Source organism: Ensifer sp. EB106-05-01-XG146 (assembly GCF_058791875.1).
The window spans coordinates 920,906-946,023 of the sequence record NZ_JBYTDX010000002.1; the positions used below are offsets into that span (position 1 = coordinate 920,906).

The 25,118-nt window shown below is 62.0% G+C and carries 23 protein-coding genes; 18 read left to right on the forward strand and 5 right to left on the reverse strand.

The window, feature by feature from the left end:
- Nucleotides 1-58: 58 nt before the first annotated feature.
- Both eglC and AC3WVQ_RS24330 read right to left on the reverse strand, forming a co-directional pair.
- Entirely contained in the window at nucleotides 59-1,456 is a 1,398-nt protein-coding gene (eglC, locus tag AC3WVQ_RS24325) for an endo-1,3-1,4-beta-glycanase EglC (RefSeq protein ID WP_492383073.1), read from the reverse strand.
- 135 nt (nucleotides 1,457-1,591) lie between these two features.
- On the reverse strand, nucleotides 1,592-2,200 hold the full coding sequence (locus AC3WVQ_RS24330) for a TetR/AcrR family transcriptional regulator (protein WP_090297348.1): 609 nt from the start codon (nucleotides 2,198-2,200) through the stop codon (nucleotides 1,592-1,594).
- 98 nt (nucleotides 2,201-2,298) lie between these two features.
- Between AC3WVQ_RS24330 and AC3WVQ_RS24335 the strand changes: the two genes are divergently transcribed.
- Both AC3WVQ_RS24335 and AC3WVQ_RS24340 read left to right on the forward strand, forming a co-directional pair.
- Nucleotides 2,299-3,021, forward strand: coding sequence for an NIPSNAP family protein (locus AC3WVQ_RS24335; protein ID WP_112772381.1), 723 nt, complete (start codon nucleotides 2,299-2,301; stop codon nucleotides 3,019-3,021).
- A gap of 112 nt (nucleotides 3,022-3,133) precedes the next feature.
- Nucleotides 3,134-3,322, forward strand: coding sequence for a hypothetical protein (locus tag AC3WVQ_RS24340; RefSeq protein ID WP_034790447.1), 189 nt, complete (start codon nucleotides 3,134-3,136; stop codon nucleotides 3,320-3,322).
- A gap of 96 nt (nucleotides 3,323-3,418) precedes the next feature.
- Here AC3WVQ_RS24340 and AC3WVQ_RS24345 read toward each other — a convergent pair whose 3' ends face one another.
- On the reverse strand, nucleotides 3,419-4,396 hold the full coding sequence (locus AC3WVQ_RS24345) for a L,D-transpeptidase family protein (protein WP_112772382.1): 978 nt from the start codon (nucleotides 4,394-4,396) through the stop codon (nucleotides 3,419-3,421).
- Nucleotides 4,397-4,649: 253 nt separating this feature from the next.
- Here AC3WVQ_RS24345 and AC3WVQ_RS24350 point away from each other — a divergent pair, with 253 nt between their 5' ends.
- Genes AC3WVQ_RS24350 through AC3WVQ_RS24375 form a run of 6 tightly spaced genes read left to right on the forward strand, consistent with a single transcriptional unit; the run spans nucleotide 4,650 to nucleotide 10,341 of the window.
- Complete coding sequence (locus AC3WVQ_RS24350; protein ID WP_090427740.1) at nucleotides 4,650-5,672, forward strand: LacI family DNA-binding transcriptional regulator; 1,023 nt, start codon at nucleotides 4,650-4,652, stop codon at nucleotides 5,670-5,672.
- 34 nt (nucleotides 5,673-5,706) lie between these two features.
- Nucleotides 5,707-6,663: a substrate-binding domain-containing protein gene (locus AC3WVQ_RS24355; RefSeq protein WP_060521156.1), complete on the forward strand. Its 957-nt coding sequence runs from the start codon at nucleotides 5,707-5,709 to the stop codon at nucleotides 6,661-6,663.
- Complete coding sequence (locus tag AC3WVQ_RS24360) at nucleotides 6,663-7,466, forward strand: ATP-binding cassette domain-containing protein (protein ID WP_492383074.1); 804 nt, start codon at nucleotides 6,663-6,665, stop codon at nucleotides 7,464-7,466. Before AC3WVQ_RS24355 ends, AC3WVQ_RS24360 begins: the two co-directional genes overlap by 1 nt.
- A complete protein-coding gene (locus AC3WVQ_RS24365) occupies nucleotides 7,463-8,461 on the forward strand; it encodes an ABC transporter permease (RefSeq protein WP_492383075.1) in 999 nt (332 codons plus the stop codon). The genes AC3WVQ_RS24360 and AC3WVQ_RS24365 overlap by 4 nt, the downstream gene beginning before the upstream one ends.
- A gap of 5 nt (nucleotides 8,462-8,466) precedes the next feature.
- Nucleotides 8,467-9,534, forward strand: a complete 1,068-nt coding sequence (locus AC3WVQ_RS24370; RefSeq protein ID WP_492383076.1) for a phosphotriesterase family protein — start codon at nucleotides 8,467-8,469, stop codon at nucleotides 9,532-9,534.
- A gap of 39 nt (nucleotides 9,535-9,573) precedes the next feature.
- Nucleotides 9,574-10,341 carry a glutamine amidotransferase gene (locus tag AC3WVQ_RS24375; protein WP_060521153.1) on the forward strand — a complete coding sequence of 256 codons (768 nt, stop codon included), beginning with the start codon at nucleotides 9,574-9,576 and terminating at the stop codon, nucleotides 10,339-10,341.
- A 30-nt stretch (nucleotides 10,342-10,371) separates the two neighbouring features.
- Here the strand turns inward: AC3WVQ_RS24375 and AC3WVQ_RS24380 are convergent, their stop codons facing one another.
- On the reverse strand, nucleotides 10,372-11,271 hold the full coding sequence (locus AC3WVQ_RS24380; RefSeq protein ID WP_060610860.1) for a ribokinase: 900 nt from the start codon (nucleotides 11,269-11,271) through the stop codon (nucleotides 10,372-10,374).
- A gap of 25 nt (nucleotides 11,272-11,296) precedes the next feature.
- Between AC3WVQ_RS24380 and AC3WVQ_RS24385 the strand changes: the two genes are divergently transcribed.
- The 8 genes from AC3WVQ_RS24385 to AC3WVQ_RS24420 all read left to right on the forward strand — a co-directional run bounded on the left by AC3WVQ_RS24385 (nucleotide 11,297) and on the right by AC3WVQ_RS24420 (nucleotide 18,808).
- Nucleotides 11,297-12,139, forward strand: a complete 843-nt coding sequence (locus AC3WVQ_RS24385) for a BtpA/SgcQ family protein (protein ID WP_112772383.1) — start codon at nucleotides 11,297-11,299, stop codon at nucleotides 12,137-12,139.
- A gap of 2 nt (nucleotides 12,140-12,141) precedes the next feature.
- Nucleotides 12,142-12,789: a TenA family protein gene (locus AC3WVQ_RS24390; protein WP_112976886.1), complete on the forward strand. Its 648-nt coding sequence runs from the start codon at nucleotides 12,142-12,144 to the stop codon at nucleotides 12,787-12,789.
- A 24-nt stretch (nucleotides 12,790-12,813) separates the two neighbouring features.
- Nucleotides 12,814-14,064 (forward strand): Zn-dependent hydrolase, encoded by a 1,251-nt coding sequence (locus AC3WVQ_RS24395; RefSeq protein ID WP_492383077.1) that lies wholly within the window; start codon nucleotides 12,814-12,816, stop codon nucleotides 14,062-14,064.
- Nucleotides 14,065-14,220: 156 nt separating this feature from the next.
- The gene (locus tag AC3WVQ_RS24400; RefSeq protein WP_060529059.1) at nucleotides 14,221-14,751 is read left to right on the forward strand and encodes a sigma-70 family RNA polymerase sigma factor; all 531 of its coding nucleotides are present in this window, start codon (nucleotides 14,221-14,223) and stop codon (nucleotides 14,749-14,751) included.
- Nucleotides 14,744-15,505: an anti-sigma factor family protein gene (locus tag AC3WVQ_RS24405; RefSeq protein WP_060529058.1), complete on the forward strand. Its 762-nt coding sequence runs from the start codon at nucleotides 14,744-14,746 to the stop codon at nucleotides 15,503-15,505. Before AC3WVQ_RS24400 ends, AC3WVQ_RS24405 begins: the two co-directional genes overlap by 8 nt.
- Nucleotides 15,506-15,515: 10 nt before the next feature.
- Nucleotides 15,516-16,232, forward strand: a complete 717-nt coding sequence (locus AC3WVQ_RS24410) for a Bax inhibitor-1/YccA family protein (protein ID WP_034790478.1) — start codon at nucleotides 15,516-15,518, stop codon at nucleotides 16,230-16,232.
- Nucleotides 16,233-16,259: 27 nt separating this feature from the next.
- Nucleotides 16,260-16,826, forward strand: coding sequence for a DUF2076 domain-containing protein (locus AC3WVQ_RS24415; protein ID WP_060582271.1), 567 nt, complete (start codon nucleotides 16,260-16,262; stop codon nucleotides 16,824-16,826).
- 401 nt (nucleotides 16,827-17,227) lie between these two features.
- Nucleotides 17,228-18,808 (forward strand): TerC family protein, encoded by a 1,581-nt coding sequence (locus AC3WVQ_RS24420; protein ID WP_268087656.1) that lies wholly within the window; start codon nucleotides 17,228-17,230, stop codon nucleotides 18,806-18,808.
- 56 nt (nucleotides 18,809-18,864) lie between these two features.
- Here the strand turns inward: AC3WVQ_RS24420 and AC3WVQ_RS24425 are convergent, their stop codons facing one another.
- Nucleotides 18,865-19,878, reverse strand: a complete 1,014-nt coding sequence (locus AC3WVQ_RS24425) for a 2Fe-2S iron-sulfur cluster-binding protein (RefSeq protein WP_060521146.1) — start codon at nucleotides 19,876-19,878, stop codon at nucleotides 18,865-18,867.
- A gap of 473 nt (nucleotides 19,879-20,351) precedes the next feature.
- On the opposite strand from AC3WVQ_RS24425, the gene AC3WVQ_RS24430 reads away from it, so the two are divergent.
- Entirely contained in the window at nucleotides 20,352-21,614 is a 1,263-nt protein-coding gene (locus tag AC3WVQ_RS24430) for an efflux RND transporter periplasmic adaptor subunit (protein WP_492383078.1), read from the forward strand.
- On the forward strand, nucleotides 21,611-24,790 hold the full coding sequence (locus tag AC3WVQ_RS24435; RefSeq protein WP_268087654.1) for an efflux RND transporter permease subunit: 3,180 nt from the start codon (nucleotides 21,611-21,613) through the stop codon (nucleotides 24,788-24,790). The genes AC3WVQ_RS24430 and AC3WVQ_RS24435 overlap by 4 nt, the downstream gene beginning before the upstream one ends.
- Nucleotides 24,791-25,118 lie beyond the last annotated feature (328 nt).

The following is a 25,118-nucleotide window of genomic DNA, read 5'->3' on the forward strand; positions in this document are numbered from 1 at the left end:
CTCCGACAGGCCGGGACCGGCAGCCCGGACGCTGCCGGCCCCCTTCGTGCTTCTCCGCCTAGATCAGCCAGTCGGCGTCCAGCGCATAGGCCTCGATGGAATCGATCTTTATTTGCGACCCGTCGTCAAAATCGCCATCGGGTGTGCCGGCCATTCCGCCGACCGCGAGATTGACGAGCATGTACATCGGCTCGTGCATGTCCGCGGGGGTATCGGCGCGGGCGATCTCGGTATCGTCGAAATACCAGACGATCTCGTCTTCCGTCCAAAGCACGCCGTAATCGTGGAACCCGTCGGTATCGGCGACTTGCGCGCCGTCTCTGACGATCGTGTGCTCGCCGCTTTCACTGGAATGGGCGGTGGTGATGACGGTGTTGGTGTCCTGCCCGCGCATTTCGACGACGTCGAGCTCCGGCGGCCAGGAGCCGTCGGCGGGCAGCAGCCAGAAAGCGGGCCAGGCGCCCTGATCGTCCGGCATGTCGGCCCGCATCTCGAAGTAACCGTAGGTCTGCGCAAAGGACGAATAGGTCGTCAACATCCCGGACGTGTAGTCATAGCCGCCGATCTCCGACTGGATTGCGTCCGGTGCACGCTCTGCGGTGATCGTCAGTACACCATCCTCGACCGAAAACGGGTTAGCCGATGCGGTCGGCCCGTAACTCGGATTGACGTACCATTGCAGCTCACCGTTTTCCGAGAGCGTCGCCCCCTCTTCCGGCGCCCACCAGTATTTGGCATCCCAGATGCCGCCCGTGCCGTCGGTGAGCTGAAGCGTGTCGAAATCGTCCGAGAAGGTCTGCGTCAGGGCGGATCGGTCCAGGCTCAACTGGAATTGGCCCTCCTGCAGTTGGTCGGCTGTCGTATCGGCCAGGATCAGGCTTTCTCCATCGCCGAGATGGAGGCGGAGATCGTCTCCCTGCTGGCCTGCATTCGCCAGCACCTCTTCGAACGAGGTAATCCCGTATCCGTCGAGACGAATGCTATCGTTGGAGCTGAAGTCGGTGACAAGGTCGCTGCCGTTGCCGTGCTCGAACACGAAGGTATCAGCGCCTCCGGAACCGACCAGCACGTCATTGCCTGCGCGTCCGTCGATGGTCTGGCTGCCGGAGCCACCGGTGATGATGTTGTCGGCGCTGTTGCCGAAGGCGTGTCGACCGTCACCGGTGACGGTCAGGTTTTCGAAGTTCTCCGGTAAGCTGTAGCTCATCCAGGTATCGATCGTGTCTATCCCTTCGCCGGGTGCCTCTTCGGCCCGGTTCGTCGATGAATAGAGATAGTAGACGTCGTCGCCCGTGCCGCCGAACATGGTCACATCGACGGAACCGTCGCCCCAGATCGAATCGTTGCCGGGAGTTCCGTAGAGCGTGGACCCGGATCCGGTTGCGGAAAACCATGCGGTCGAACTTCCGCTGTAATGGAGCGGTTGTCCGAGGGCGTTCATGGCAGTTCTGCTCATCGAGAAGTCTCCTGTTTACTGGAGTGCCCCTTCCCGATGAGCACCTCTAGCATCTCAAGCTGTCGCCCACACCCCCAACATTTGCGGATAATCCGGAGCAGCGGCCTCCCCACGAGGGAGCCGAGCGGACCCAGCCTAGACGTATTTCGACGCGAGAAGTGCTGCGATCTCCGCCTGACAGTTCACGAGCGGACGTGTGTGCTGATTGGCTTTTGCCATCGCCATCGCGCCGGAATAGGCGGCGATGATCAGGGTGGCGAGGCTGTCGGGTTGAATGCCTGCGACGCGCTTCAGGCGGATGTCTTCCTGGAATCGCGCTGCGAGCGCTTCTTCCCAAGCCTCAAAAATTGCACCCAGCGCCTGCTGCATCTCGTCATCATGCCTGGAGACTTCGATCGCCATATTGTTCAGTGGGCAGCCGGAGACGGAGCCGTTTTCGGAGAGCTCGCTGATGATCTCGGTGAAGATCTGATCGATTGCTGTGGGCGTATCGCTCGAGATACGCAGCGGGTCGATCCACGTTTGCCGCACCGCTTCGGCGACGCGGTCGCGGATAACCGCCAATCCAAGTTCCCGTTTGGCCGGAAAGTGATGCGCCATAGCGCCCCCCGAGACGGATGCCTTCGCGCGCAATTCCTGCATTCCCGTCGCGAGATATCCTTGGGTGACAAAGGCCTGGTAGGCCGCATCGACGATCCTGCGGCGCACCGCTTGAGGATCGTTGGTTCTTTTGTGTTCGCTCATGACCGCCGCCTGAAAAATCGTTCGCCATAGTGCCTTGACAAAACAGGTCGATCAACCTGTTATTAGAAACAGGACAATTGACCTGTTTTGGAGGATTCATGGAACCGCACGCCGTTTACGAACTTCGCCGCTACCGACTTCATCCCGGCGGAAGGGATCGCCTGATCGACTTGTTTGACCGCGAATTCGTTGAACCGCAGGAAGCGCTCGGAATGCGTCTTGAAGGCGAATTCCGCGACTGCGACGATCCCGACGCCTTCGTCTGGGTACGTTCCTTTGCCGATATGCAAACGCGAACCGACGCGTTGGCGGCCTTTTATTCGGGCCCGGTTTGGAAGGACCATGGGTCTCGCGCCAACGAGACGATGCTCAACTCGGACAATGTGTTGCTGGTCAAGCCTGTCGCTGGCACGCAGCCGTTTCCTCACAACCTTGCAAGGGAGCAAGAGGTACAATCGACCAGAGGTGTCGTCACCGTGAACCTTTGCTCGCTGGCGCCCGGCACGGAGGACCGTTTCGCTGCATTCTTCATCGCCGAGGCACTGCCGATCCTCGAAGACGCCGGTGCTCGCATCGACGCGGTGTTCGTTACCGAACGCAGCGCAAACGCCTTCCCGAGGCTCCCCGTCCGTGAGGGCGAAACGGTGTTTATCTGGTTTGAAATGCATGAGGACGACGACGGCCTTTCACGGCATCGGGAGCAACTGAACAAGGACGTCAGATGGACCAGTGAGGTCTTTCCTCGAATGGATAGCCAGTGCTGGCGAAGGATCGAGGTTTCTCGGCTGACCCCGACGTCGCGATCGCTTTGCACCTTGTAGCTGGCGCCCATACACGACGGATCGGTACGAACGCACCCACAGCCGCCAGGAACGCATCCTGGCGGAACCAAACCAGCCTCCAAACGTTGTATTGGGTTAGGGGAGGCACGGAATGAAACACGCGGATGTTCGAACAGTCGCCAACTCCCAGATCAGACATATCTGGGACGTCGCGGATTATTGCCGGCGGACCGGTATTCACAAAACCGAAGAGCAGCGCCTGATCAAGATGCTCGGTAGACAGGCAACCAGCCACGAGCTCCAGATGAACATCGTGCGCGTTCAGACGCGTATCCGCTGAAGCTTCGACATGGGAATTGCGCGAGCGGTCACCGCGTGATCGGTGGCCGGTTTCGACTTCTTGCCCGTTCAGAAATTCCTAAACGTCTTCGCTACCTTAGTCGACGAACTCGACAATCACGCCAGGCTTGACCATCCCCGCCAACTCCTCCGCATCCCAGTTGGTCAGGCGAACGCATCCGTGCGATCCCGACTTGTCGATCATCGACGGCTCCGGCGTGCCGTGAATTCCGTAGGTGGGCTTCGAGAGATCGATCCAGACCGTGCCGACCGGACCGTTCGGACCGCCCGGCAAGGTCAAGATCTTTCGGTTGTCGCCCTGCTTGAAGTTGATCTTGGGATTGTAGACATAGGGCGGCATTCGGGCGACGCCTTTGACCTTGTGCGTTCCCGAAGGAGATGGCGTCTCCCGGCTGCCGATCGTTGCCGGATAGGCTGCGATCAGCGTATCGTCGGCGCCAAGTGCCACGATTTGACCGGTGCGCCGGTGCGCTTCAATGCGCTTGACCGTTCCCTGCGTCGATGGACCTGGGTTCACAACGGAAACCGTGTCACCGACCGAGAACGCCGAAGTCTGATTGAGCGCCTTGAGAAGATCGATATCCATGTGGAAGCGCTCCGCCAGCTTCTCGGCGACGCTCGTGTATCCGAGCTGAGCCATCTTCGCCTGCTCGGAGTAGTCTTCGGGGATCTCAGCGACCAATCCTTGAGCATCGTCTTCGGAGATGACGTAGGGCTCGACCACCGTCGTCTGCTCCGGCAGTCGCCCGATGACGTCGGCGTCCAATGTTCCGTCAGCGGACAGGCCTTGCATGGTCTCGAAGGCGGCGATCGCCTTGGCGACATTCTCACCGGCGAAACCGTCGATCACACCGGGCGACGCCCCCGCCCGATCGAGAAGCACCTGGAGCCGGACGATGGCGGGGTCTGGCTTGTCCGAGGTCTCGGTCGTCCGTTCCAACAATGTGGGTGTAATCGATGCACCGTCGATGGCGTCTGGCTGAAGCGTCTGGGCATTGGCCAGCGCGGCGGGGGATAGCAGCATCAGCGCCGCCAATGGAACCTTGTTTTTCATGATCTCTCAATCGATCAGCTCCTGATTTGTTCCCGCCTCGCGGCGCCAAGATGCTGCTTTCTCAGGTGCAAACGGCATTGACCTTGCGGCTTTTTCGCCGCCGCCAATCGGCCCCAGGCCGAGCCTCGATCCGTGGCCCCATAGGCGCACCGACCTCGTGTCAGAGAAAGTCTCTTGACAGAACACGAAAGTCGAAATCTTATTGTAAAGCGTTTTAGTAAATCGGTTTACAACGGCAGGGGATGGAGCCAAGGTGACCACACGACGCGTCACAGGTCTGAAGGATGTAGCCCGAGCTGCCGGTGTTTCCGTGACAACGGTCTCGCGCCTGCTGAACGGATCGCTCGACCTGCCTTTCGAAACGAAGAAGCGGATCTCGGATGCGATCCGCGACCTCAATTACCAGCCCAACCCGCATGCCCGCCGGCTCAGCCGCGGTCGTTCCGAGACGATCGGTCTTGTCGTTCCCGATATCGCCAACCCCTTCTTCGCGACGCTCGTGGCAGCTGTCGAAGAAGAGGCGGATACCCGCGGGCTTGCCGTCTCGCTTTACGCCACCCTGAACCGGGCCGGTCGCGAGGTCGCCTATCTCCAGCTGATCGAACGCAATCACGTCGATGGCCTGATCTTCGTCACCAACCACCCGGACGACGGTCAACTCGCCACGTTGATAAACCGCACCGGCAAAGTCGTGATCGCCGACGAAGACGTTCCCGGCGCGCAGGCGCCCAAGCTCTTCTGCGATAACGAGCTGGGCGGAGCGCTCGCAGGCCGGCATCTGGCGGAATTCGGGCACAGGGATGTGCTGTTCGTCGGCGGCCCGCAAGCGATGATCAGTTCGCGTCGGCGCTCCAACGGTCTTGAGCGGACGCTGCGCGATGCGTTCGGCGAGGATATCCGTCTTTTAAAATACGCCGGTGACTACACCGTGGCCTTCGGTCGGCAGGCGGCGAAGCGCTTCATCGAGGAAGGTCGCCCGGCAACGGCGATCTTCGCCAGCTCGGACGAAATCGCCATCGGCATGATCGAGGTCTTCCGGGACCAGGGGGTTTCGATCCCGGACGATGTTTCGGTCATCGGCTTTGACGACGTCGGCCCGCTCCATCTTTTCGGTCCGCCTATGACCGCCATTCGCCAGCCGGTCCGCGCGATCGGCGGGCGTGCCCTCTCCCTTCTTCTCGAAACAAACTGGCAGGGCAAACAGGCTCTCGTCGAAGAGCTCCTGCCAGTCGAAATCGTCGTGCGGAAATCCGTTGCTCCGCCTGCGAAACGATAAATCACGCAATGGAGAACCAACAGAGGATGAGAACATGAACTGGAATTTGAAACGCAGGACTTTAGTCGCCACGCTTGGTTTCACGGCATTGACGACCCTCGGCGCTGCTCTCTCGCCGGCCCTTGCCGCCGAAAAGACCTTTGCGCTCGTGCAAATCAACCAGCAGGCGCTTTTCTTCAATCAGATGAACGAAGGCGCGCAGAAGGCGGCTGACGCTGCCGGCGCGAAGCTCGTCATCTTCAATGCCAACAACGACCCGGCCGCGCAGAACAGTGCGATCGAAACCTACATTCAGCAGAAGGTCGATGGCATCGCCGTCGTCGCAATCGACGTCAACGGCATCATGCCGGCGGTCAACCAGGCAGCCGAAGCCGGGATCCCCGTCGTTGCCATCGATGCGATCCTTCCGGAAGGCCCGCAGAAGGCGCAGATCGGCGTCGACAACGCCACGGCCGGCGCCGACATGGGCAAGTTCTTCCTCGACTACATCAAGGCCAACGCCGATGGCAAAGCCAAGATCGGTGTCGTCGGCGCGCTGAACTCCTTCATTCAGAACGTTCGGCAGGAGGGATTTGAAAAGACCATCAAGGATGTCGACGGTATCAGCTCGGCCGGCGTCGTCGATGGACAGAACGTGCAGGACAACGCGCTCGCTGCCGCCGAGAACCTGATTACCGGCAATCCCGACCTGACCGCAATCTATGCGACCGGCGAGCCGGCCCTGATGGGTGCCATCGCCGCGGTCGAAAGCCAGAGCAAGCAGGATAGCGTGAAGGTCTTCGGTTGGGACCTGACGGCCCAGGCGATCGCCGGCATCGACGCCGGCTACGTCACCGCCGTGATCCAGCAGGACCCGGCTGCCATGGGTGCCGCTGCCGTCGACGCCTTGAAGAAGGTCTCCGACGGCGGCAGCGTCGAAAAGACCATCGCCGTGCCGGTAACGATCGTCACCAAGGACAACGTCGAGCCATATCGGGCGATCTTCAAATGATGACGACTGAAAGACAGCATCCTCCCGCTGTCGCTGGTGTCGGGGGGGCTCTGCCCTCCCGCACCGGTGTCAGTCCCCGCGTGTCCCTCAAAGGGATCGTCAAGACGTTCGGATCGCACCAGGCGCTGCGTGGCGTCGACCTCGACATCTATCCCGGCGAGTGCCTTGGCCTCGTCGGCGACAACGCCGCCGGCAAATCGACGCTGACCAAGGTCATCTCGGGCACCTACATTCCCGATGGCGGGACCATTACGCTGGAAGGCGAAGAGGTTCGGTTCTCAGGACCTGCGGACGCCCGTAACCGCAATATCGAAATGGTCTTTCAGGACCTGAGCCTTTGCGACCACATCGATGTGGTCGGCAATCTTTTCCTCGGTCGAGAAATCAGCAAAGGGCCATTCCTCGATACGAGGACCATGCTCGAGGAAGCACGCAAGATGCTCGATGCGCTGGAAATCCGCATTCCGCGTCTGACCGGCAAGGTCGCTCAGCTCTCGGGCGGACAGCGTCAGGCGATCGCGATCGCGCGCGCCGCTTCGTTCAATCCGAAAGTCCTGATCATGGACGAGCCCACCTCGGCGCTCGCCGTGGCGGAGGTCGAAGCCGTGCTCGCGCTGATCAACCGCGTCAAGGCAAAGGGCGTCTCGGTCATCCTGATCACCCACCGTCTCCAAGACCTGTTCCGTGTCTGCGACCGCATTGCCGTGATGTACGAAGGCACCAAGGTCGCCGAGCGCGAAATCGGCAAGACCAACCTGGAAGACCTCGTCAAGCTGATCGTCGGGGAAGGAACCAAGCAATGACGGCCTATACCGAACGTGCGAAAGGCTCGCCGGCGGCAGACTTCCTTTCGGAAAACGCCCAGGTCCTGTCGATCGCCTTTTTCTTCCTGGCCTGCGTCGTCTTTTTCGCGGCCACGACCGATACCTTCATGACGCTCGGCAACATTCTGAACGTCATCCGCCAGGCAGCGCCGATTCTCGTCGTCGCCGTTGCGATGACGCTCGTCATCATCACCGGCGGCATCGACCTCTCTGTCGGCTCGCAGGTCGCCCTGGTCAATGCGGTTGCGGCCATTGTCTTGGCCATGGGCTATCCTTGGCCTCTCGTCGTCGTCGCGATGCTCTTCTTCGGCGCCTTTCTCGGCTTCGTGCAGGGATGGTTCACCGCCTATCAGGGTATTCCGGCCTTCATTGTCACACTTGCCGGCCTGTCGATCCTGCGCGGCTTGGCGCTCTATCTGACGCAAGGGTACTCGATCCCGATCAAGGACGCTCCCGGTTTCTTCATGCTCGGCCGCGGCGAATTGCTGGGCGTTCCGATGCCTGCGCTTATCGCGGTTGCGGTCGCGGTCGCCGGTTATGTCGTCATATCCTCCACCAAATACGGCCGCCAGGTCGTCGCCGTCGGGTCCAACATGGAAGCGGCTCGCCGCGTCGGCATGCCGGCGAAATGGGTGATCGCCTCGGTCTATATGATCGCCGGCGTTGCCTGCGCCCTTGCTGGCCTATTGATCGCCGCGCGCCTCGGCTCCGGCTCTTCGAATGCGGCCGTCGGCTTCGAGCTTCAGGTTATCGCCGCCGTAGTGCTGGGCGGGACATCGCTGATGGGGGGGCGCGGCACGATCCTCGGGACCGTGCTCGGCACGATGACGATTGCGGTCATCGGCAACGGCCTGATCCTCATGCATATCTCGCCGTTCTTCACGCAGATTGTTACCGGCGCGATCATTCTCGTTGCGATCTGGCTCAACACCCGGATCTTCACCGCCAACTTTCGCTTCGGCGGCAAGAGATGACCGTCATGAGCAAGGAACTGTCAGAAGGACATGTGCGGTCCGGCAAGGTGATGACGGTGAACGGCGCGATCGACGCGAATCAACTCGGCATCACACTGATGCACGAGCATATCCTCAACGATTGCCGCTGCTGGTGGAACGCACCGCAAACGAAGGAGCGTCAGTATCTCGCCGAAGGCTTCGTCTGCATGGAGATCCTCGGCGAACTGCGCCAGGACCCCTTCGTTAACAAGCACAACATTACGCTCGACGACGAACCCTTGGCTATCGCCGAATTGCAGGCTTTCGCGACCGCAGGCGGCCGTACAGTCGTCGAACCTACCTGCAATGGCATCGGTCGAAACCCCCTCGCCTTACGGCGGATCTCCAAGGCGACGGGTCTCAATATCGTGATGGGGGCCGGATACTATCTTGCCTCCTCGCATCCGGCCGAGGTCGCCGACATGAGCGTCGACCAGATCGCCGACGGCATCGTCCGCGAGGCCATCGACGGTGTCGACGGCACGGGCGTGAAAATCGGACTGATCGGCGAGATCGGCGTCTCCTCCGATTTCACTCCGGCCGAGGAGAAGTCCCTGCGTGGGGCCGCCCGGGCGCAGGTCCGGACCGGTTTGCCGCTGATGGTGCACCTGCCGGGCTGGTTCCGGCTCGGCCATCGGGTGCTCGATGTCGTCGCCGAGGAAGGGGCGGATCTGCGCCACACCGTGCTTTGTCACATGAACCCGTCCCACGACGATTTCGCCTATCAAAGCGAGCTCGCCGAACGCGGTGCGTTCATCGAATACGACATGATCGGCATGGACTTCTTCTATGCCGATCAACAGGTACAGTGCCCGAGCGACGAAGAGGCAGCACGAGCGATCGCCAGGCTGGTGGACGCTGGCCACATGGACCGCATCCTGCTCTCGCACGATGTGTTCCTGAAGATGATGCTCAGCCACTACGGAGGCAACGGCTATGCCTACGTCCTGCGCCACTTCCTGCCGCGTCTCAAACGACACGGGCTGGAGGACGGCGCGCTCGACAGAATGATGCGGGACAACCCCCGCTCGGTATTCCGAACCGGGGCCTGATATCGGCTCCCAACGCAATTCAAGACAGACGGATAGACCATGACAAAGAAAGTGCTTCTCGTCGGCGAGAGCTGGGTAAGCTCCGCCACCCACTACAAGGGTTTCGACCAGTTCGGCAGCGTGACCTTCCATCTGGGCGCGGAACCGCTCGTCAAGGTGCTCAAGGACAGCGAGTTCGAGCTGACCTACATGACCGCACACGACGCCGTGGACCAGTTCCCCTATGAAATGGCAGGCCTCGACCAGTACGATGCGATCATCCTGTCGGATATCGGCGCCAACTCGCTGTTGCTGCCGCCGGCCGTATGGCTGCACTCGCGCACCGTTCCGAACCGGTTGAAGCTCATCAAGGCTTGGGTCGAAAAGGGCGGAGCGCTGTTGATGGTCGGCGGCTACTTCTCCTTCCAGGGTATCGACGGTAAGGCGCGTTGGCGCCGCACGGCTGTCGAAGACACGCTTCCGGTGACGTGCCTTCCCTATGACGACCGCGTCGAGATTCCCGAGGGCGCGGTTGCCGACGTCGTCAAGCCGGACCATCCGACCATGGCGGGGCTTTCGGGCAGTTGGCCGTTGCTTCTCGGCGTCAATGAAGTGGAGGTTCGCGATGGAGCCGAGGTCGTCGCCCGGCTTCCCGAAGATCAGGGCGGACACCCGCTGCTCGTCCTTGGCGGTTTCGGCAAGGGGCGCACCGCCGCCTGGACGTCCGATATCGGCCCCCACTGGCTGTCGCCGGCATTCTGCGAGTGGGAGGGCTACGGCCGCCTCTGGAAGAACATCCTTGGGTGGATGACGGCAACGGAGCGCTAACCGCAGCGAGGAGCGCGTGCTGGGGCAGCCTCAGCGCGCGGCCAGGATCGCTTGCAACTGCTCGATCGATGGAAACGCCGAACGGGTTCCGGGACGGCTGACAGTGATGGCGGCGGCGCGCGTTGCATGTTCGATCGCGGTGCGATCGAGGCGAGTGCCACGAAGTGCGGCGGATGCGAGCGCCACCGCCATGAACGTGTCGCCGGCGCCTGTCGTGTCGACGACGTCGCATTCGACGGCGCCGATCCGGACACTGCTTTCGGCGGTGACGAGCATGGCTCCGTCGCCGCCGAAGGTCAGGACGACTTCGCGAACGCCGGCCGCAAGCAGCTTGCGGGCAGCCTCTTCGCCGCTGGTACCGGTCATTGCCTGCGCCTCACCCTGGTTGAGGAAAGCAATGTCAACCAAGGGCCACAGGGTGCTGAAATAAGGACGCAAGGGAGACGGATTGAAGGCGGTGATCATGTGGCGGGCGCGCGCAGCTTCAAGGACACCGCGCGTCGTTTCGTCCGACAGGTTTCCCTGGAGCACAGCAAGGTCGCCGGGAACCGCGTCGGCCAGCGCTGCCACGGCGTCGGCAAGCGTGAGGTTCTGGGCAGAGTCGGTGGTCGTGATGTTGACGTTTTCTCCATCCGGCGTGGTCAGCACGATCGAGAAGTCGGTGGACTTGCCGAGGACCGGCACAAGTCTGCTGACCACCGGTTCGCTTGCCAGATGCTGGCGGATCATGTCGGCGCGAAAGCCGTCGCCGAAGGCTGCGACAAGGCTCGTCGGCAGGCCGGTGCGGGCCATGACAACAGCCTGGTTCGCGCCCTTGCCACCGAGGTCCCGGGACCGCTGGCTACCGTGGATCGATGCGCCCGCGGCCGGCATTTCCGACACGGCGATGGTCTCGTCCACCGTCACATTACCGATTACGTAAGCGTGCATGAACATACCTTCGAAAGGGAGAGAAATGCAGGAAATATCTGACAAGTCCACAAGCGCCATAAGGGAAATATTTGGGACTGACAAGGTTCTGATCGGCATGATCCATTGCCCGGCCTTCCCCGGTGCGCCGCGCTATCGGGGTGCCGATATGTCTGTTATCTACGATGCCTGCATGCGTGACGCCGAGGCGTTGGTCGAGGGTGGCCTGCATGGCCTGATGATCGAAAATCATGGCGACGTGCCGTTCTCCAAGCCGGAAGATATCGGCCACGAAACGGCAGCCTTCATGTCGGTCGTCACCGACCGGATCGCGCGGGCGACAGGTGTGCCGCTCGGCATCAACGTCCTTGCCAATGCGCCGATCCCGGCCTTTGCCATCGCCATGGCGGGCGGCGCCAAGTTCATTCGCGTCAACCAGTGGGCCAACGCCTATGTCGCCAACGAAGGCTTCATGGAGGGGCGGGCCGCAGAAGCGATGCGCTACCGTTCGCTGCTGCGTGCCGAGCACATCAAGGTCTTTGCCGACAGCCATGTGAAGCACGGCGCCCACGCCATCGTGGCCGACCGATCGATCCAGGAGTTGACGCGCGACCTCGCCTTCTTCGACGCCGACGGTGTGATCGCCACCGGTCAGCGCACCGGCAATACGGCAACCATCGAGGAGATCGAGGAGATCGGCTCGGCGACGCACCTACCGCTTCTGGTCGGCTCGGGCGTGACCAAGGACAACATCGTCGAAATCCTCAAGCGCACCAACGGCGTGATCGTCGCCTCGTCTCTGAAGCAGGGCGGGGTCTGGTGGAACCCGGTCGATATCGAGCGGGTTAAGGCTTTCCGCGCCGCTGCCGAACCCGCGCTGGAGGCGTGACGATGGCGGCTGAAACGCTTTCGGAACAGATCCTGCGGGAAAACGCCACCGTCTTCGAAGCCATGGTGAACCATCGCTTCGTCGAGGACATCGTGATGGGGCGCCTGTCCCCGCAGGTTTTCGAACGCTATCTCGTCTATGAGGGGGCCTTCGTCGAAACCGCGATCTCGATCTTCGCCTTTGCGGCGGCGAAGGCCGAGACGATCGAACAGAAGCGCTGGCTGATTGCCGTTCTGGATGCGCTCGCCAACCAGCAGATCGCCTACTTCGAACGGATTTTTGCCGAACGCAATATCGATCCCGGCGCCTATGATCTCAATGTTGCCGAGGTCGATGCTTTCCGAACGGGTATGCTGGACATCGCCCGCAACGGCGGTTTCCTCGATACCGTCGCTGCCATGTTTGCGGCCGAGTGGATGTACTGGACCTGGTCGAAAAGGGCCGCCCGTTCATCGTTTGCCGATCCACATTTGAAGGAATGGGTCGAAATGCACGCCGATGATGAGTTTGCGGCTCAGGCGAAGTGGCTGAAGCAAGAACTCGACGTTGCCGGCGACGCGCTCGAGGCTTCCGAGCGCAAACGCCTGAGCGCTATCTTCGGGCGAGCGCAGCAACTGGAAATCGCCTTTCATGACGCAGCCTACGTCTGATCAAGGCGACATTTGGGAACGACTATGACCTCTCGCACCACAGTGGACGGCAAGCGCCTGCTCAAGCGTCTTGATGACTTCGCAAAAATCGGCGGGACGCCGGCCGGGGGCGTCAACCGGCAGGCTTTGTCGGTGGAAGATCGGGGCTCCCGCCGGCTGCTAGCGGAACTCGCGCTTGCGCGCGGTTTCCGCGTCTTCCAGGATCCGATGGCAAACCTGTTCATCCGGCGGGAGGGCCTTTTTCCTCAAAGGCCGCCGTTCGTGATCGGCAGCCACCTCGACAGCCAGCCGACCGGTGGGCGCTTTGACGGAGCGCTCGGCACCCTGGCGGCCTTTGAGGTGATGGAAAGTCTCGAAGATGCTGGCATTGAGACTGATTTTCCGCTTGAGGTCGTTGCCTGGACGAACGAGGAAGGAAGCCGCTTTGCCCCCGGCACGATGGGATCGATGGCGTTTGCCGCCGGTGCCATCCCCGAGGCCTGGTCCGATCTTCGCGGCCGCGACGGAGCGTTGTTCGTCGATGAGTTGGAGGCAACACTGAAAGCCCTGCCGGAAGCCGAAATGCGCCCGCTCGGCTTCCCAATCACCGGCTACCTTGAGCTTCATATCGAACAGGGCCCGTCGCTCGAACGGGAGAACATACCGGTTGGCATCGTCTATGGCATCCAGGGCACGCGGTGGCTGGAGGTCAGGATCGATGGGCAGGCAGCGCATGCGGGCACGACGGCGCTCGAATTCCGGCGCGACCCGATGGCCGCGGCCGTTGCCGCGCTTGAACCACTGTATAGGAGCGCCATGCCGGGCGACCCGCGCGCACGCTTTACCGTCGGCCGCTTCGCAGTCGAACCAGGTTCGGTGAATTCGATTCCGGGGTCGGTCACGTTCACCGTCGATCTGCGCCACCCGGAGACCAACGCCATCGACTACCTGGAAGAGCGGGTCCGGCAGGCATGTGACAACGCCTCTAAAGCCAACGGTTGCCAGAGCGCAACGCGGCAAATCTTCGACATGCCGCCCGCCCTCTTTTCAGACGACCTGCTCGCCTGCCTCGATCGCGCTGCCGCATCGCTCGGACTGAAGACCAAGCGTATGCTCTCCGGCGCCTTCCACGATGCCTTGTTCGTCAGTCGTGTCGCGCCGGCAGCCATGATCTTCGTGCCTTGCCGCGACGGGCTTAGCCACAACGAAGCGGAATATGTCGAGCCCGCGCATTCCATCGAAGGTGCCCGTATGCTGCTTGCCGCGACCCTCGAAGCGTTTGCTGCGAGCGCATAGAGCGCGGCGCGGGTGCGGCTCGCCGCCCCTATAGCCAGCGCAGGCGCGCTTCGGTGTTGCCAGCGGGCATGCACTCTGAAACTGCTGCATCCGGCTGAATGATATTTTTTTCGTCGACGATGGATGAGAAATCGCATCGGCTCCGTATATGCGGGTATGGAATCGAAAAAAGGCGCTTTCGACGTTATTGGGCAGCTGGCCGCGCTGCGGCGCTATGCGCGTTCGCTTGCGCGCAATTCGCCTGACGCAGAAGATCTCGTTCATGATGCCTTGGTGAGAGCCTACGAGCGGCGCTCGACGTTCCGGTCGGGAGCGAACCTTCGAAACTGGCTTTTCGCCATCGTTCGCAACGCCCATATCGACCGCGTACGATCGGCGATGTCGCGCGGCCAGCGTGACAGCCAGACGGCGCAGGAAGCCGTGTCATCCTACCCGGCCCACCAGGAACACAGCGTCCGGCTCGCTCAGGTTCGCGAGGCGTTCATGCTGCTGCCGGAGGAGCAGCGCGAAGCCCTACATCTGGTTGCTGTCGAAGATCTCTCCTACCAGGAGGCCGCCGACATACTCGACATCCCCGTCGGGACCTTGATGTCGCGTGTCTCCCGTGCACGAGCAGCGCTCAGAGATTTCGAAAGCGGACGGAGGAAGCCTAACCATCTGAAGCTTGTCGGAGGCGACAATGACTGACGTCGATACGATTACCGATGGCGATCTCGACGCCTACATCGACAATCAGCTCGACGCAACCGGTCGGCTGCGGGTCGAGACCTGGCTTGCCAGGAATCCGGATGCGGCGGCGCGCGTCATGGCCGACCTCGGCATGCGCACCACGCTCAAACTGGCGATGACGTCGGATGTCGTTGCCGGTCGTCCAGAGACGCGCGAGGCGGCCCGGCGCCTTTCTTCTGGGCTTGCGAATGCGCGCGTTTGGAACGCGCTGCAAAAGGTTGCGGCGGTCGGCTTGATGGTGTCAGTCGGGTGGATTGCCCATTCGGCGGTCGGCCCGAGCGAAGTCAATGCCTCGGCCCATCCGCCGGCTTTCGTGGAGCACGCCATCCGCGCCCATCAGACCTCGGTCGTCAGGGCTGGAATGCCGTCGCAGCCTGAGGTTCAGACCTATGACCGGGACGACATTCGTGCCGCGACCGCCATCGTCATGCCGGAGCTCCCGAAGGGCTGGAACGTCGTCGATGTCCAGGTGTTCCCCTCGGAATTCGGACCCAGTGTCGAGATGAGCGTCAAGACCGATGCGGGCACGGTCATTTCACTTTTCGCCGGCAGGCCCGGTCGTTTCGCGGTCGAACCCGTGAAGGACCTCAACCTTTCCAATGCCGAGGCTGCCTGGTGGCAGGTCGGCGAGGTTGCCTATGCCGTCGTTTCAAGCAAGCCGGGCATCGGCCTCAGCGACGAGGCCGAGCTTCTCAAGAACTCACTTTACTGAGGAAACCTTCATGTATCAGAACCAGAACCGCTTCGGCGGCATGAGTCAGGCTTCGGCCGCCGCCCTCGACGAGGGCCTTCGCCAGCACATGCTGCGCGTCTTCAACTATATGGGCCTCGGCCTCGTCGTGACGGGCCTTGTCGCCTTCATCGTCGGCACCACGCCGGCGCTTTACGTGCCGATCTTCTCCACGCCGCTGAAATGGGTGGTGATGCTGGCGCCGCTCGCCTTCGTCTTCTTCTTTTCCTTTAAGATGCATTCGATGTCGGCATCCTCGGCACAGATGACCTTCTGGGCCTTCTGCGCCGTTATGGGCCTGTCGCTCGCTTCCGTCTTCCTGGTCTTCACCGGCGCCAGCATCGCCCGCACCTTCTTCATCGCCGCTACCATGTTCGGAGCGACGAGCCTCTACGGCTATGTGACGAAACGGGACCTCGCGAAGTTCGGTTCGTTCATGATCATGGGTCTGATCGGCGTGATGATAGCCTCGATCGTCAACATCTTCCTCGGTTCCAGCGCCCTTCAGTTTGCCGTCTCGGTGATCGGCATCGTCGTCTTCGTCGGTCTGACCGCCTGGGACACGCAGAACATCAAGGAGCAGTATGCCGACAACTTCGACCAGGAATCCCAGCAGAAGCTGGCGGTCTTCGGCGCTCTCTCGCTCTACCTGAACTTCGTCAACATCTTCCAGCTGCTGCTGAATTTCACCGGCCAGCGCGAAGAGTAACAGTCGCCGATATCAAGGACATATCTTATGGATCGCAATGATCAACAGGCCATAGACGGCCTGTTCTCCAAGCTCGCCCAGGCGGAGCGCCAATCCGCTCCGCGCGACGCGGAAGCCGACCGCTTCATAAAAGAGCGGATAGGCCAGCAGCCGGGCGCGCCCTATTACATGGCGCAGACGATCGTCGTACAGGAACAGGCACTGGAGGCGGCTCAACGCCGTATCGAAGAACTGGAAGCGCACACCGCACAAAGCCAGCAGCGCGGCGGCTTCTTCTCCTCGATGTTCGGCAGCAACGCTGCCCCTCAGCGCCCGGCGCCACAACAGGCCGGGTATGGCCGTGCGGCCCCGAGCTCGCCATGGGGCAACCAGAGCCAGGCTTACGGCCAGCCGATGCAACAGCGCACCGGCGGCGGCTTCCTCGCGGGCGCCGCGCAGACCGCAATGGGCGTCGCCGGTGGCGTCCTGCTCGGCAATGCGATTGCCGGCATGTTGGGTGGTAACGAGGCCCAGGCCGCTCAACCAGCCGCCCCTGCCCCGGAGCCGGAAGCGCCCGTTGACGACATGGATTTCGGCGGCGACGAAGATATTTGACGCCGCTTTTGGCTTCCGGGGACAGTCCCCCTCCCCCGGAAGCCAGCCTTCCCTCAGAGCCAACCCTTTCTCATGATCCCAGCTGCACCAAGCCCACCGCCTGTCCCCCATCCGGTCACGACGACCCGCCACCTTGTCGGTCGCGCAGGATGGGCGGAGTTCGGCTTGCTGTTTGCCGCCCGCTCCATGGCCTATCCGACAAGGCGGACCACGCGGCATGCCTGACGACGCCGACCCTGACCAACGTTCATCAGACCCCACAAGCGCGGCTCCGCTGAAGCGGTTTCGCGGTCACCTACTTTGCGCCCGCAACCGTCGACCAGACGGGCGGGCGACGTTTTTTCTTTTCCCATCAACAATAGAAGGATTGGCCTTGCCTTGAGGGCTGGCCTTTAAACCCAATGATGTTCGAATGGATGTCTGATCCGGCCGCCTGGGCGGGTCTCGCCACCCTCATCGTTCTCGAGATCGTGCTCGGTATCGACAACCTCGTCTTCATCGCCATCCTCGCGGACAAGCTTCCAGAGCATCAACGGGAAAGAGCCCGACTGATCGGCCTCGGACTGGCGCTGGGCATGCGTCTCGTCCTGCTTGCCTCGATCGCCTGGATCGTGACGCTGACCACTCCGTTGTTCACAGTGCTCGGCGCTGAGATCTCCGGCCGCGACCTGATCCTTCTGTTCGGCGGCCTGTTCCTTCTGTTCAAGGGGACGATGGAGCTGCACGAGCGCCTCGAGGGCCATGCCGGTCACAAGGAAGGCAAGGTGGAGCATGCGGTCTTCTGGCAGGTCCTCGTGCAGATCGTCGTCCTCGATGCCGTCTTCTCGCTGGACAGCGTCATCACCGCCGTCGGGATGGTTCAGCATCTCTCCGTGATGATGATCGCGGTCATTGTCGCCGTCGGCGTGATGCTGCTTGCGTCCAAACCACTGATGGCCTTCGTGTCGAAACACCCGACCGTCGTCATCCTCTGCCTCGGCTTCCTGATGATGATCGGCTTCTCCTTGATCGTCGAAGGGTTCGGTTTCCATATCCCCAAGGGCTACCTCTATGCGGCAATCGGCTTTTCGGTGCTGATCGAGGCCTTCAACCAGATCGGACGCCGCAACCGCGAACGCTTCATGACGACGGGTGACTTGCGCGAGCGTACGGCAAATGCCGTTCTCTCCCTCCTCGGTCGACGCAAGAGCGAGACGTCGCTCGGCGAAACGGCCGATGTCATCGCGGAGCGGGCGACGGAGGACGAACTGTTCACGCCGGTGGAGCACGAGATGATCGAAGGCGTACTGACACTTGCAGAGCGCCCGGCAAAATCGGTCATGACCCCGAGGCTTGATGTCGAGTGGCTGGATATCGAGGAGAGTGACGACGAGTTGCGCCGCAAAATCATCGAAACAGGTCATTCGCGCTTCCCGATCGGACGCGGCAATCTCGATGAGTTCCTGGGCGTCGCGCTGGCGAAAGACCTGTTGAGAGACCTGCTCGAGACCGGCAAGATCGACTTCAGCCGATCCCTTCGCCAGCCCCTGGTCGTGCATGAAACCGTCAGCGCGCTGCGCCTGCTTGAGCAGTTGCGCCAGTCTCCCCTTCAGGTCGCGATCGTCCTTGACGAATATGGCTCGATGGAAGGCCTGGTGACACCAACAGACCTGCTCGAAGCCATCGCCGGCGACTTTGCCGACGATGATGATGATCAGTTGACGGTCGAGCGCGAGGAAGACGGAGCGCTCCTCGTCGACGGGTGGATCGATATCCGGCATGTCTCAAAACTGCTGGAGGTCGATCTCGTGGATCAGGCCGACCGCTACTCCACGCTGGCGGGCCTCGTTCTTTGGCGCCTCGGACACCTGCCGAACCAGGGCGAAAGCGTCAGCTTTGGTGGCCTGACCTATGAAGTCGTCGCCTTGGATGGCCGCAACGTCGACAAGGTCAGGATCCGAAGGCCGCAGATGGAGGAACTGACGGGCGCCCAGTTTCGCTGAGCTTCCGCCAGGCTGAGATGAAGCAGTTGCACCGCCGATTTTGCGCCCGAGAGCGGCTATTCCGCCGGCTCGGGCGTGAAAAACACGTCGGCATGCATGTCTGAGCGGTTCAGGCCGCGCGCAAACGCAACCTCCATTGCCGCATCCACCATCGGCGGCGGGCCGGCGACATAGGCTTTCCATCCGTCGAGGTCAGACAGATCCTCGGCCACTGCCTCCGTCACGAATCCACGGCGGTATCCTGCCGAATCCGCCTCCGACAACACGGCCTGGAAGACGAGATTGGCGTGCCACTCGGCGAGCGCGCGAAAATGATCGACGAGGTAGAGATCACGCTCGCTGCGTGCGCCGAAGTAGAGATGGATCGGCTGCTTCAGGCCGTGGGCAAGGGCGGTTTCGACGATCGATTTGATGGGGGCGAGGCCGGAGCCGCCGGCGATGCACAGGATCGGGCCGGAGTGGTTCTCCCGCAGATAGGAGGATCCCATCGGGTATTCGAGCGTCACCTTGTCCCCGGCCTTCAGAGCGCCGTGCACATATTGCGAGGTCGCTCCGCCGACCACGTGGCGAATGTGGAACTCCACCCGGCCGTCGCCATGCCGGTTGGCCATGGAATAGCTGCGGGCGGGGACCCCGTCGAAACTCACCTGCGCATATTGTCCAGCGACGAAACGAGAGCTGCCCCCATCTTCCGCATCGATGCGCACCAGCTTGATGTCGTGCGTGAGGTCCTCCAGATGCGTAACGATGCCGCTTAGCCGTTGGGGCGTTTGGACGGCATCTTCTTCGCCGCCTCCAAGCCATGCCACGGCGGTGTCCGTTACCGGAAGCGCCCGGCAGGCAAGGATGAGACCGCCGGCTTTCTCCTCGTCGGTGAGGGCGAAGGGCGAATGCTGGAGAAGCTCCACCTCGCCTTCGATCAGCCGAGACTTGCAAGCGCCGCACCGCCCGGATCTGCAGCCATGGGGGTAAGGAAGCTTGGCGGCGAGCGCAGCGTCGAGAATGGTCTGGTCGGCGTGCACTTCGAGGTTTGTTCGTGCCGATCGTATGTCTATGCGTTTGACGGTCATATCAAATGTTTCCTCACAGAGTTCGAATTCTCTCGCGGGCCGGTTCCTGACGGCGGCAAGCGAAAATGCCCTCAGGCTGCGGCTTCCAGCGCTGGTAAGGTCAAGGGGTATCGGATCACCGCCGACGTTCTCAGTTTCGGAGATTGGAATGCGACGGCGAACCTGGACCGATCGCCTAGTGGGACTCTCGGCGCGACCACACGAATGACGGTGGCGTGGCGCCCCAGCAAAGAACACAGCTCAGTCGTGGTCGGCGCCCCCCGCCGGAGTGCCAGCCGCGGGGAATACACAAGACGAAAATCCAGATTTTCCAATCTCTTATCGGCAGAACCTGACCATTCGTATCAGGGTGAGCGAAAGAAGTTTCAGGAGGTCTTGACCTTTCCATCGTTGGAAACCGCACCTTCGCGAAGAACTGATCGCTGCCGTGGCCGCTCCGGCCGCAAGCGTGAACAAAATGAAGGTGAACGAGAATGAGTAAAAAGGCCGCCGCCCTGTTCCTAGCCGGTATCGCAACCGTTGGAGGGCTTGCGCTTGCCGACGGCGATGGAATGGGAACCTTCGCCAGTCGGCTTCTTGGGCTTGCCTCCTCGACCAGTGCGTCGGAGGCAGTCGCGGCGACCGGAACCACGGGTGCGCCCATGCCCAAGGTTCCGGTCGCCGAGGTCATCACGCGAGAGGTCGCGCCAGCCGTAGAGTTCACCGGCCACTTCGAGGCGGCAAAATCCGTTGAACTGCGTCCGCGTGTCGGCGGCGCCATCGACAGGGTGAGTGTTCCCGAAGGCGCTCTCGTCAAACCGGAACAGGTCCTGTTCCAGATCGATCCGCGACCGTTCCAAGTCGCCCTGGACGCCGCCAAGGCGCGGTTGAAACAGGCGATCGTTCTTCTCGATCACGCCGACATCGCGTTCCGCCGCGCCAAATCCCTGGCTCCGAACGGGACCGTGTCGCGCAAGACCTATGACGATGCCGAGGCAGTGCGGCGCCAACGGCAGGCCGAGGTCGAAATCGCCAAGGCGGCAGTGGCTGCGGCAGAGCTTGATCTCTCCTTCACGCGCGTCGCAGCCCCGATTGGCGGGCGGGTCGATCGTGTCCGGGTGACCGAGGGCAACCTTGTTTCAGGCGGCAATGCGGGTGCCGCCACGCTCCTCACCACCATCGTCTCCACGGACCCGCTCTACGTCTACTTCGACATCGACGAAGCGACGTTTCTCGATTTTGGCGGGCGAGCGCGTCCTGACACGGGAGAAGGCGGAACCGAGAAGCTGCCGGTCGGGATTGGCCTCATGACGGATGCCGGTTTCCCCCATGCCGGCGTGCTCGACTTCATCAGCAACCAGGTCGAACGCAGCACCGGCACGATCCGGGCCCGCGCGATCGTCCGGAATCCGGATGGACTGCTGGCCCCGGGTCTCTTTGCTCGGGTGAACCTTGTGACGGCCCAGCCAGCCCGCACCGTTCTGATCGACGATCAGGCGATCGGTACCGACCAGGGTCGCCGCTATGTGTTGACGCTGAGCTCGGGGAACAAGGCCGAGTACCGGCCGATCGAACTCGGTCCGATGATCGACGGCTTGCGTGTCGTCGCAAGCGGTCTCAGGTCGGGTGAGAAGATCATTCTCAAGGGCCTCGTGCGCCCTGGTATGGAGGTTGACCCGCAGATGGTTTCGATGGTGTCGGGCGAGGCGGCCGAAGGTGACTTAGCGGCCGCCGCTTCGCAGGAGGCGCGTCGATGAACATTCCACGCTTTTTTGTCGACCGCCCCATCTTTGCGGTCGTTCTCTCCGTATTGATGCTGATCGGCGGTGGCCTGACCCTCCTAAAGCTGCCGCTCAGCGAATATCCCCAGGTGACGCCGCCGACCGTGCAGGTGACCGCAAGCTATCCGGGTGCCAGCCCCGAAGTGATCGCCGAAACGGTGGCGGCTCCGCTGGAGCAGGTGATCAACGGCGTCGAGAACATGCTCTACATGAGCTCGCAGGCCGCAACCGACGGGCGCATGACGCTGACGGTGACCTTTCAGCAGGGCACCGATCCCGACATGGCGCAGATCCAGGTTCAGAACCGGGTTTCGCGCGCGCTTCCGCGTCTGCCGCAGGAAGTTCAGCGCATCGGTGTCGTGACGCAGAAGACCTCGCCCGACATCCTGATGGTCGTGCATCTGGTTTCGCCCGATGACCGCTACGATCCTCTCCACCTATCGAACTTCGCGACGCTGCAGGTCCGCGACCAGCTCGCGCGCCTGTCGGGTGTGGGTGACGTGCTCGTCTGGGGAGCCGGCGAATACTCCATGCGGGTCTGGCTCGATCCGGCCAAGGTCGCGGCGCGCGGATTGACCGCTTCCGACGTGGTTGCTGCAATCCAGGAGCAGAACGCTCAGGTGGCCGCCGGCTCCGTCGGCCAGCAACCGGATGCCTCGGCAGCGCTGCAGGTCACGGTCAACACGCTCGGCAGGCTATCCAACGAAGAGCAGTTCGGCGCCATCGTCGTCAAGACCGGCGCCGATGGCCAGGTCACCCGGCTGCGCGACATTGCCCGCATCGAGTTGGGCGCCGACTCCTATGCGCTGCGCAGTCTTCTTGACGGCAAGCCGGCGCTGGCGCTGCAGATCATCCAAAGCCCCGGCGCCAACGCGCTCGACGTGGCGAGCTCCATTCGCGCCACGATGGAAGACCTGCAGAAAGGCTTTCCTGAGGGCATAGAGTATCGCATCGCCTACGATCCCACCGTCTTCGTGAAGGCCTCGCTGGAGGCCGTGGTGATGACGCTACTTGAAGCGATCGTGCTGGTCGTCATCGTGGTCGTGCTTTTTCTTCAGACCTGGCGCGCGTCGATCATCCCGCTGGTTGCCGTGCCGATCTCCTTGGTCGGCACATTCGCGCTGATGTACATGTTCGGCTTTTCGCTCAACACGCTGTCGCTGTTCGGCCTGGTGCTCTCGATCGGGATCGTGGTCGACGACGCGATCGTCGTCGTAGAAAACGTCGAGCGTCACATCGCGCTTGGCGAAACGCCGAAGGAAGCGGCGCGCAAGGCCATGGACGAAGTGACCGGGCCGATCATAGCGATCACGTCCGTGCTCTCGGCCGTGTTCATTCCGTCAGCGTTCCTATCCGGCCTGCAAGGCGAGTTCTATCGTCAGTTCGCCTTGACGATCGCAATCTCGACGATCCTGTCCGCGGTCAACTCCCTCACCCTTTCCCCGGCACTTGCAGGCGTGCTTCTGAAGCCACACCACGGCGAAGTGAAGCGCGATCTCCTGACGCGCGTGATAGACGGCCTGTTCGGCTGGTTCTTCCGGCTCTTCAACCGGTTCTTCGAGCGCGCTTCGAACGCCTATGTCTGGTCCGTGCGCCGCGCCGTCAGGTTCAGCGCACTCGTCCTTCTCGTTTACGCCGGCCTGGTCGCCACGACATGGCTGGGCTTCCAGACCGTGCCGAACGGCTTTGTCCCGGCGCAGGACAAATACTACCTGGTCGGCATCGCCCAATTGCCGACGGGAGCCTCGCTTGACCGGACCGAGGCGGTCGTCAAGAAGATGTCGGAGATAGCCCTCGCGGAACCGGGCGTCGAAAGCGTCGTCGCTTTTCCGGGGCTTTCGGTCAACGGCATGGTCAATATTCCCAATGCCGCTGTCATCTTCACGATGTTGAAGCCCTTCGACGAACGGAAGGATCCCTCCTTGTCCGCATTCGCGATCGCAGGTCGCCTGATGGGTAAGTTCAGCCAGATACCCGACGGTTTTGCCGGCATCTTCCCGCCGCCGCCCGTCCCGGGTCTCGGTACGACCGGCGGTTTCAAGTTCCAGGTCGAGGACAGGGCCGGTCTCGGCTTTGCGGCGCTCGCCGAAGCGCAAGGCGCGATCATGGGCAAGGCGATGCAGACGCCGGAGCTTGCCGGAATGCTTGCAAGCTTTCAGGTGAATGCGCCGCAGGTGCAGGTGGACATCGACCGGGTGAAAGCCAAGTCTCAAGGGGTGCCGCTCAACACCATCTTCGAAACGCTGCAGGTCAACCTCGGTTCTCTCTACGCCAACGATTTCAACCGCTTCGGCCGGACCTATCGCGTGGTGGTCCAGGCAGACGCGCCATTCCGCATGCAGCCGGAAGACATTGGCCGGCTGAAGGCGCGCAACGCGGCGGGCGCGATGATACCTTTGTCGGCGCTGTTGACGGTCAAGCACAGTTCGGGACCGGATCGCGTCATGCATTACAACAGCTTCCCGTCGGCCGATATCAGCGGCGGTCCGGCGCCCGGCTATTCGTTCGGCCAAGCAACCGCGGCCATAGAACGGATCGCGGCAGAGACGCTGCCACCCGGCATGACCTTCGAATGGACGGAGCTCGCCTATCAGGAAAAGCAGGCCGGAAACACGGCGATGTACATTTTCCCTCTGTCTGTCCTGCTGGCGTTTCTCATTCTCGCCGCCCAGTACAACAGCTGGTCTTTGCCGTTCGCCGTGTTGCTGATCGCACCGATGGCGCTGCTTTCCGCAATCGCAGGCGTCTGGTTTACGGGCGGCGACAACAACATCTTCACGCAGATCGGCTTTGTCGTTCTCGTGGGGCTCGCGGCCAAGAACGCGATCCTGATCGTCGAGTTCGCGCGAGCGAAAGAGGATGAAGGTGCCGATCCTCTGTCCGCCGTGCTCGAGGCGGCCCGCCTTCGGCTCAGACCGATCCTGATGACGTCGCTTGCCTTTATCGCAGGCGTCGTTCCGCTGGTAATTGCTAAAGGCGCTGGCGCAGAGATGCGCCACGTCATGGGCATCGCCGTCTTTGCCGGCATGCTCGGCGTTACCTTGTTCGGCCTCGTATTGACACCGGTGTTCTATGTCCTGGTGCGGAAGTTGGCGATCCGGCGGGAAAAAGGCCGAATCCCTGAAGGGGCGTCGCTGGCACAGCGAGCCTAAACCAACCATAACCATCGCACGCGGTCATGTCGGGAAGCCAGATGGCCACGTGCGATGCCTCCCGTCCGAAGGCAAATCCGATCGGCCTGGCAAACTGAGCGCAAGTGCAAATAATCGTCAGGTTTGCCGGCTAGGGCGCACCTGGTTGCCAGACGCAAACCGCAGGGCTCACGCAAACGTGCAAGGACGTGACCGGCAAAGGATTGCATCGGGTCGAAACCCTGGTAACACCCGGCTCCTCAAGCACCGCGTTGGAAGATCAGCAAGCGGTCGACGTCGGAATTTCGAGTGGGGCGCTGCTTTGCCTGGCGCTCTTCGTTGATCCCGA

Bases quoted from the DNA above. Each gene is read 5' to 3' on its own strand.
- AC3WVQ_RS24385 (WP_112772383.1), top strand. From the start codon at position 11,297: ATGCAGGAAATATCTGACAAGTCCACAAGCGCCATAAGGGAAATATTT.
- eglC (WP_492383073.1), bottom strand. From the start codon at position 1,456: ATGAGCAGAACTGCCATGAACGCCCTCGGACAACCGCTCCATTACAGC.
- AC3WVQ_RS24380 (WP_060610860.1), bottom strand. From the start codon at position 11,271: ATGCACGCTTACGTAATCGGTAATGTGACGGTGGACGAGACCATCGCC.
- AC3WVQ_RS24330 (WP_090297348.1), bottom strand. From the start codon at position 2,200: ATGAGCGAACACAAAAGAACCAACGATCCTCAAGCGGTGCGCCGCAGG.
- AC3WVQ_RS24430 (WP_492383078.1), top strand. From the start codon at position 20,352: ATGAGTAAAAAGGCCGCCGCCCTGTTCCTAGCCGGTATCGCAACCGTT.
- AC3WVQ_RS24390 (WP_112976886.1), top strand. From the start codon at position 12,142: ATGGCGGCTGAAACGCTTTCGGAACAGATCCTGCGGGAAAACGCCACC.
- AC3WVQ_RS24405 (WP_060529058.1), top strand. From the start codon at position 14,744: ATGACTGACGTCGATACGATTACCGATGGCGATCTCGACGCCTACATC.
- AC3WVQ_RS24345 (WP_112772382.1), bottom strand. From the start codon at position 4,396: ATGAAAAACAAGGTTCCATTGGCGGCGCTGATGCTGCTATCCCCCGCC.
- AC3WVQ_RS24340 (WP_034790447.1), top strand. From the start codon at position 3,134: ATGAAACACGCGGATGTTCGAACAGTCGCCAACTCCCAGATCAGACAT.
- AC3WVQ_RS24410 (WP_034790478.1), top strand. From the start codon at position 15,516: ATGTATCAGAACCAGAACCGCTTCGGCGGCATGAGTCAGGCTTCGGCC.
- AC3WVQ_RS24355 (WP_060521156.1), top strand. From the start codon at position 5,707: ATGAACTGGAATTTGAAACGCAGGACTTTAGTCGCCACGCTTGGTTTC.
- AC3WVQ_RS24415 (WP_060582271.1), top strand. From the start codon at position 16,260: ATGGATCGCAATGATCAACAGGCCATAGACGGCCTGTTCTCCAAGCTC.
- AC3WVQ_RS24435 (WP_268087654.1), top strand. From the start codon at position 21,611: ATGAACATTCCACGCTTTTTTGTCGACCGCCCCATCTTTGCGGTCGTT.
- AC3WVQ_RS24420 (WP_268087656.1), top strand. From the start codon at position 17,228: ATGATGTTCGAATGGATGTCTGATCCGGCCGCCTGGGCGGGTCTCGCC.
- AC3WVQ_RS24365 (WP_492383075.1), top strand. From the start codon at position 7,463: ATGACGGCCTATACCGAACGTGCGAAAGGCTCGCCGGCGGCAGACTTC.
- AC3WVQ_RS24400 (WP_060529059.1), top strand. From the start codon at position 14,221: ATGGAATCGAAAAAAGGCGCTTTCGACGTTATTGGGCAGCTGGCCGCG.
- AC3WVQ_RS24370 (WP_492383076.1), top strand. From the start codon at position 8,467: ATGAGCAAGGAACTGTCAGAAGGACATGTGCGGTCCGGCAAGGTGATG.
- AC3WVQ_RS24425 (WP_060521146.1), bottom strand. From the start codon at position 19,878: ATGACCGTCAAACGCATAGACATACGATCGGCACGAACAAACCTCGAA.
- AC3WVQ_RS24395 (WP_492383077.1), top strand. From the start codon at position 12,814: ATGACCTCTCGCACCACAGTGGACGGCAAGCGCCTGCTCAAGCGTCTT.
- AC3WVQ_RS24360 (WP_492383074.1), top strand. From the start codon at position 6,663: ATGACGACTGAAAGACAGCATCCTCCCGCTGTCGCTGGTGTCGGGGGG.
- AC3WVQ_RS24375 (WP_060521153.1), top strand. From the start codon at position 9,574: ATGACAAAGAAAGTGCTTCTCGTCGGCGAGAGCTGGGTAAGCTCCGCC.
- AC3WVQ_RS24335 (WP_112772381.1), top strand. From the start codon at position 2,299: ATGGAACCGCACGCCGTTTACGAACTTCGCCGCTACCGACTTCATCCC.